At 46.1% G+C, this 6,079-nt stretch carries 6 protein-coding genes; 4 read left to right on the top strand and 2 right to left on the bottom strand.

All coding sequences use genetic code 11. The features are described 5' to 3' along the window. Positions 1-1,036, top strand: a 1,036-nt coding sequence (locus WBA23_RS10215; RefSeq protein ID WP_424582178.1) for an FG-GAP repeat domain-containing protein, incomplete at its 5' end; no start/stop codon positions are given. A 67-nt stretch (positions 1,037-1,103) separates the two neighbouring features. Further along, positions 1,104-2,531, top strand: a complete 1,428-nt coding sequence (locus WBA23_RS10210) for an arylsulfatase (protein ID WP_424582177.1) — start codon at positions 1,104-1,106, stop codon at positions 2,529-2,531. Positions 2,532-2,551: 20 nt separating this feature from the next. On the opposite strand, the gene WBA23_RS10205 is transcribed toward WBA23_RS10210, so the two are convergent. Together WBA23_RS10205 and WBA23_RS10200 are read right to left on the bottom strand one after the other, a co-directional pair. Next, positions 2,552-3,862 (bottom strand): TRAP transporter large permease, encoded by a 1,311-nt coding sequence (locus WBA23_RS10205; protein WP_424582176.1) that lies wholly within the window; start codon positions 3,860-3,862, stop codon positions 2,552-2,554. Next, positions 3,855-4,502 (bottom strand): TRAP transporter small permease subunit, encoded by a 648-nt coding sequence (locus tag WBA23_RS10200; RefSeq protein ID WP_424582175.1) that lies wholly within the window; start codon positions 4,500-4,502, stop codon positions 3,855-3,857. Before WBA23_RS10200 ends, WBA23_RS10205 begins: the two co-directional genes overlap by 8 nt. A gap of 161 nt (positions 4,503-4,663) precedes the next feature. Here WBA23_RS10200 and WBA23_RS10195 point away from each other — a divergent pair, with 161 nt between their 5' ends. Next, positions 4,664-5,239 carry a GNAT family N-acetyltransferase gene (locus WBA23_RS10195; RefSeq protein WP_424582174.1) on the top strand — a complete coding sequence of 192 codons (576 nt, stop codon included), beginning with the start codon at positions 4,664-4,666 and terminating at the stop codon, positions 5,237-5,239. A gap of 91 nt (positions 5,240-5,330) precedes the next feature. Beyond that, the coding region (gene rlmN, locus WBA23_RS10190; RefSeq protein ID WP_424582173.1) for a 23S rRNA (adenine(2503)-C(2))-methyltransferase RlmN at positions 5,331-6,079 on the top strand (749 nt) is incomplete at its 3' end.

Raw genomic sequence — 6,079 nt, 5'->3', positions numbered from 1 at the left:
CGGCGGTACCGTGACCTCCGCCGATATTGATCAGGATGGTGATCAGGACTTATTCGTCGGGGGTCGATTAATCCCTGGAAAGTATCCACTAGCTCCTCGTAGCTATATTTTAGCGAACGATGGTACCGGAAATTTCACGGATGTTACTGAAAGCTTTGCACCAGTGCTAGTTAATGCTGGAATGATTACGGATGCGGTGTTCACTGAGTTGAATGAAGATGATTATCCCGATTTAGCAGTTGTAGGAGAATGGATGCCCGTTCAGCTATTTTATAACGAAGCAGGTCAGCAACTACAAGCTACTAAAATTCCTAACTCTAATGGCTGGTGGAACACGCTACACGCCACGGATGTAGATCTGGATGGCGATACTGATTTGGTAGTGGGAAACTTCGGACAGAACAATCTATACCGCCCGACTGCCAGTCAACCCGCCCGCCTCATCTACCGTGACTTTGATGAGAATGGTTCAATTGACGCAATTTTCACACATTATTTGCAAGGCGAAGAAGTGTTCGCCTACAGCAAAGATGAATTACTCAGCCAGCTTAATTCGCTAAAAAAACAGTTTTATAGTTATCAGACCTTCGCTCAAACCTCGCCCCGCGAGTACTTTAGTGAGGAACAACTAGCCGAAGCCGATACGTTATCCGCTACGTTATTTGAGTCGGTATACCTGGAAAATCAGAATGGAACATTTGCCATTCACTCTCTGCCGTCAGAGGCGCAGTTCGCCCCGATATATGCAATCACCTCAGCGGATATTAATCAAGATGGTAAACCAGACTTAATTTTAGGGGGAAATCAGTCACTCACCCGAGTCAGCACCGGACGCTACGACGCGAGTTTCGGTTTAGTACTCACCTACGCCGAAGACGGGAATTTTGAGGTGATGAACCCCAGCCAGAGCGGGATTATGGTGCGGGGCGATGTGCGGGATATTATCTACCAATCTAATGAATCGCAGTCGCATCTACTGTTTAGCCGAAGCAACGATAGCTTGGTGGTGTACCGTAAAAGTCAGCCGCTTCCCTGATTCTCGCTATTGGTTGTTTCAATTAACATGTTTTCCTAACTTATCAGCACAACCTAATTATTTTTCTATGCGCAATCTTGCTATTCTATTTTTCTCACTTTTACTAATATCCGCTTGTAGTACGGCACCAACTACCAGTGAAGTTCCCTCCGAAGAAATTGCTTTTGAGTCCCCCAATATTATATTTATTATGGCTGACGATTTAGGCTACGGAGATTTGGGCTGCTACGGACAATCCGAAATTCAGACTCCTAATATTGATGAATTGGCCGCCCAAGGTATCAAGTTTACACAATTTTACGCTGGGTCTACGGTTTGCGCCCCTTCTCGAGCGGTACTTATGACCGGTCAGCATACCGGACGAACCCACGTGCGCGGTAATGCGGGAGGAGACAGCAAACGTCAATCGCTCAGAAGTGAAGACGTTACCGTGGCCGAAGTACTAAAAGATGCGGGCTACCAAACCGCGCTGGTTGGAAAGTGGGGACTGGGTGAACCAGAACAGGAAGGCCACCCCCTCGAGCAGGGGTTTGACTCGTTCTTTGGTTACCTAAACCAGCGACACGCCCACAACTATTATCCGGAGTTCCTCTGGGATGGTCGCGACTCAGTTTCGTTAGATAACGTAGTGGAACGAGTGGGGATGGATAGAGGTGGTTTTCCGGGTGGTTACGCTACGGAGAAAGTTACCTACAGTCACGATTTGTTTGCTGATAAGGCCCTGGCATTTCTTGAGGAAGAATACTCCAAACCTTTCTTTTTGTACCTAGCACTTACCATTCCTCACGCCAACAACGAAGCCGGGAAAGAAGGAATGGAGGTACCGGATTACGGCATCTACGCTGACCGCGACTGGCCCGAAGCCCAAAAGGGTACGGCAGCAATGATCACCCGCATGGACAAGGATATTGGTCGGATAGTAGAAACGCTGAAAGCCCAAGGCATTGATGACAATACGCTGATCATATTCACCTCCGACAACGGTCCCCACCGAGAAGGGGGAAATGATCCTGACTACTTCGATTCTAACGGGCCATTGCAAGGCATCAAGCGCGCCATGCACGAAGGGGGAGTTCGGGTACCGTTTATCGTTCGCTGGCCCGCTCAGGCTCCGGCAGGAGTCACTTCCGACTATATTGGCTACTTCGGCGATATGATGGCCACCTTAGCTGAATTATCCAAAACCGATTATCCCGATAATACGCAGAGTATCAGTATTGTACCTACCCTACTGGGGCAATCGGAAAATCAGCGTAGCCATAACTATTTGTACTGGGAGTTTTACGAACAAGGCTCGCGACAAGCAGCCCGAATGGGCAATTGGAAAGGCATACGGGAACCTATGTTTACTGGCGATCTTCAATTATTTAATCTGGAGGAGGATATTGGCGAACAAATCAATGTAGCTGACCAAAACTCTGATATTGTGGAAGATATCATTCAGATTATGGATGAAGCCCACGAACCTTCTCCGTTCTGGGTCGTGAAGCAGTAAAAAAATCAGCAATCAGCAATTTAGCGATCTAACAGTACCGTCACTATCTCAGGAAAGAGGATAATGAGTGCGAGAAAAACTAGTTGGATAATAATGTAAGGTACAATTCCCCGGTACAAGTGATTGGTAGTAATTTGAGGTGGAGCTACTCCTTTGAGGTAAAATAGAGAAAAACCGAAAGGAGGGGAAAGAAAAGAGGTTTGTAAGTTCATGGCTAACAGAATCCCAATCCAGATTAGGTCAATACCCATCCGGCTAAAAATGGGGGCAACTACAGGGACGATAATGAAAATAATTTCGATAAAGTCGATAAAGAATCCGGCAATAAATACAGCAATCATTACAATTGCCAGAAAAGCCATCGGACTTAGATTAGCACTTTCAATTAAACTCACTAAATAGCGATCGCCCTCCAGTCCCCGAAATACCAGTGCAAAGGCAGTAGCTCCTACTAAAATAATGAACACCATGCACGTAAGGTGGGTAGTCTCCCGCATTACTTCCTTCAGCACAGTTAGCGTAAATTTTCCCTGAATAATAGTTAGCACTGAGGCACCAAATGCTCCTACGGCGGCAGCCTCCGTAGGTGAAGCAATTCCGGCGAAAATAGAACCTAATACTGCCAGAATCAGCAGAAACGGCAACACAAATGCTTTAATAATTTGCCCAGCCATATTACCTTCTCGGAAGCGGGCCACTTCTTCAGCAGGCATGGGTGGAGCCTGCTGGGGTAGGAAGTAAGCCACTCCTACTACATACAAAAGGTAACAACCTACTAAAGCCAAGCCTGGAATTAGAGCTGCTGTAAACAAATCCCCAACAGATACATTTAACACTGAGCCAAGTAGCACCAGTACTACCGAAGGTGGAATAATCTGCCCTAGAGTTCCAGCCGAGGCAATGGTTCCGGTGGCTAGTTCAGGACTATACCCTCGCTTGAGCATAGTGGGCAAACTGATTAAACCCATCGTTACTACGGTAGCTCCAACAATGCCGGTAGAAGCGGCCAGCATAGCACCAACTATTACTACAGCGATGGCTAGGCCTCCTCGAAACTTTCCGAAGAGCAACGCCATAGTTTCCAACAAACTCTCCGCTAGCCCCGATTTTTCTAGCATAATACCCATGTAAATAAAGAGTGGGACTGCCAGCAGCACATAGTTACTCATGGTTCCGTAAACCCGCAGAGCCAATAGGTAAAAAAAATCTATATCGAAAATAAACAGCCCAAACAACACTGATACTCCACCTAAAGTAAAGGCTACCGGAAACCCAAATAAAATTAGGATGAAGATGATCAGGAATAGAATCAGCGGCAACGCATCAATCATACGGGGCAGTAGTTTCGGTAAGGGTGAGCCAGGAACGAATAGACAAAGAAACAGCTTGGAGCAACAGCAGCGTAAAACCGACCGGAATAGCTGCTTTCACTACGTAGCGAGCGGGTAATCCACCCGGATCGGGCGATCCCTCCTGTATTAACCAAGAGTTTGCAGTGAATTTCCAGGAAGCGGTTATTGCAACTACACAAAAGGGGATTAGAAATAGCAACGTTCCAATTAAATTAACCCAAGCCTGCCTCTTTACACTGAAATTTTGGTAGAAAACATCGACTCGTACGTGGCGGTCGTGCTTGAGGGCGTAAGCCGCTCCCAGCAAAAAGATGAAAGAAAATAGATGCCACTCCAGCTCCACTATGCCCGCCGACGAGGTATTAAACAAATAACGGGCGGCTACATCGTAGACGATTACTAGCACTAGTACCGTAGTGAGCCAAGCAACTCCCCGTCCTATAGCTTCGTTAAGCCGGTCAATCGAGTGATGAAGGGTAATAAGCAGTCTTCTCAAGTTGGTTAGGTAGTTAGATAGTGGTTCAAAGATAGCATTTATTCGTTGAACAAATAGCAGTGCAAAATGAGCAACTGATGATGCCAGAGGACTGGACCCCGTTGACCGTGTGCCATCAATCATTAAAAATTAGCAATTCAACTTCTAGCTCGTACGGTAATTCAGATTGTAATAGAATCAGCGAAGTTTCGCAGACTAGTGAAAGAAGCACACGAAACAGAAATGTTCAGGATGAATTTTGTAGATTTGTGACTACAATAGGGCTAGAATATGATTCTAACGTAATGATTAAGGTAACTAGTCGCCAGCATGACGCTCATTTGGTAGATATTCTTACGTATGCTTTTGCTGACAACCAAAGCGTGAACTACGTAATCAAGCAAGATCAAAAGCGATTGCTAAGAATTCGTAGTTTGATGCAGTACGCTAGGGCTACTTGTCAGGATTTTGGGGCAGTGTGGCAGTCAGAAGATCAAAAAGCTTGTGCTTTGACTCTATTGCCTGATCAGAAACGAACTACCGCAGACTCTGTGATTCGAGATATACGGTTAGCAACCTTGGCTACTGGACTAGCTAACGTTCCCAAAACGCTTTCCCGCGAGGCCCGTATCCAATCTTACCATCCATCAACTCCCTTTTGCCACCTCTGGTTCATCGCCGTTGAACAAGAAAGCCAAGGCCGAGGAGTTGGAAGTAGGCTATTGAAAGATATTATTAAGCACTATCAAGCTCTACAGAGACCTATTTATCTGGAAACATCCACTTTACGTAACCTACCTTGGTATAAGAAACATGGGTTTCAGCAGTACAATCAACTTGACTTTTCCTTTCCTCTGTACCTACTCAAAAATGAACCTTAAACCCATAGAAGGGCGGTTAGCAAAGAATAGTAGGTTGCCCTAAACTTTACAGCGATATTTTGATGTTGCATCAGTGCAATCGTGAATTAATATGGAAACAACCACTGCTACTAAGTCAGATATTCGTAAAATCAATTCGGAGAAGCTCCAAGAGTTTCTGTTAGGAGCGGGAGAGAAACCATTTCGGGTGAAGCAGGTAGAGGAATGGCTGTGGAAGAAATCGGCGACCAGCTTTGCAGAAATGACGAACCTGTCGAAGAGAACTCGAGAGCTACTGGAAAACAATTTTACGATTAATGCGCTACAAATACACGAACAGCAAACCAGTAGCGACCGCACCATTAAATCGATGTTCCGGCTACACGATAGCCATTTAGTAGAGGGAGTGCTAATTCCTACTAAGTCGCGCATGACGGCTTGTGTATCCTCGCAGGTGGGTTGTTCGCTAGCCTGTAAGTTTTGCGCTACCGGCTACATGGATCGCAAGCGCAATCTGGATGCCGCCGAAATTTACGATCAGGTAGTACTAATTAACCAGCAGGCCGAGCAGAACTACCAAATGCCGTTGTCGAACATTGTGTACATGGGCATGGGTGAGCCGCTACTGAACTACGCTAATGTACTACAATCTATCGAGCATATCACCTCTCCCCAAGGACTAAATATGTCGCCCAAACGCATCACAGTTTCTACCGCCGGCATTGCTAAGATGATTAAGAAATTGGGCGACGATCAGGTGAAGTTCAATCTGGCCCTTTCGCTGCACGCCGCTAACGATGGAAAGCGCGACCGGATTATGGCGATCAACGAAACCAATAATTTAGAAGTTCTGCGCGAAGC

Source organism: Tunicatimonas sp. (assembly GCF_049647865.1).
Classification (GTDB): domain Bacteria; phylum Bacteroidota; class Bacteroidia; order Cytophagales; family Cyclobacteriaceae; genus Tunicatimonas.
This window is presented reverse-complemented; position numbering and strand designations above follow the sequence as displayed.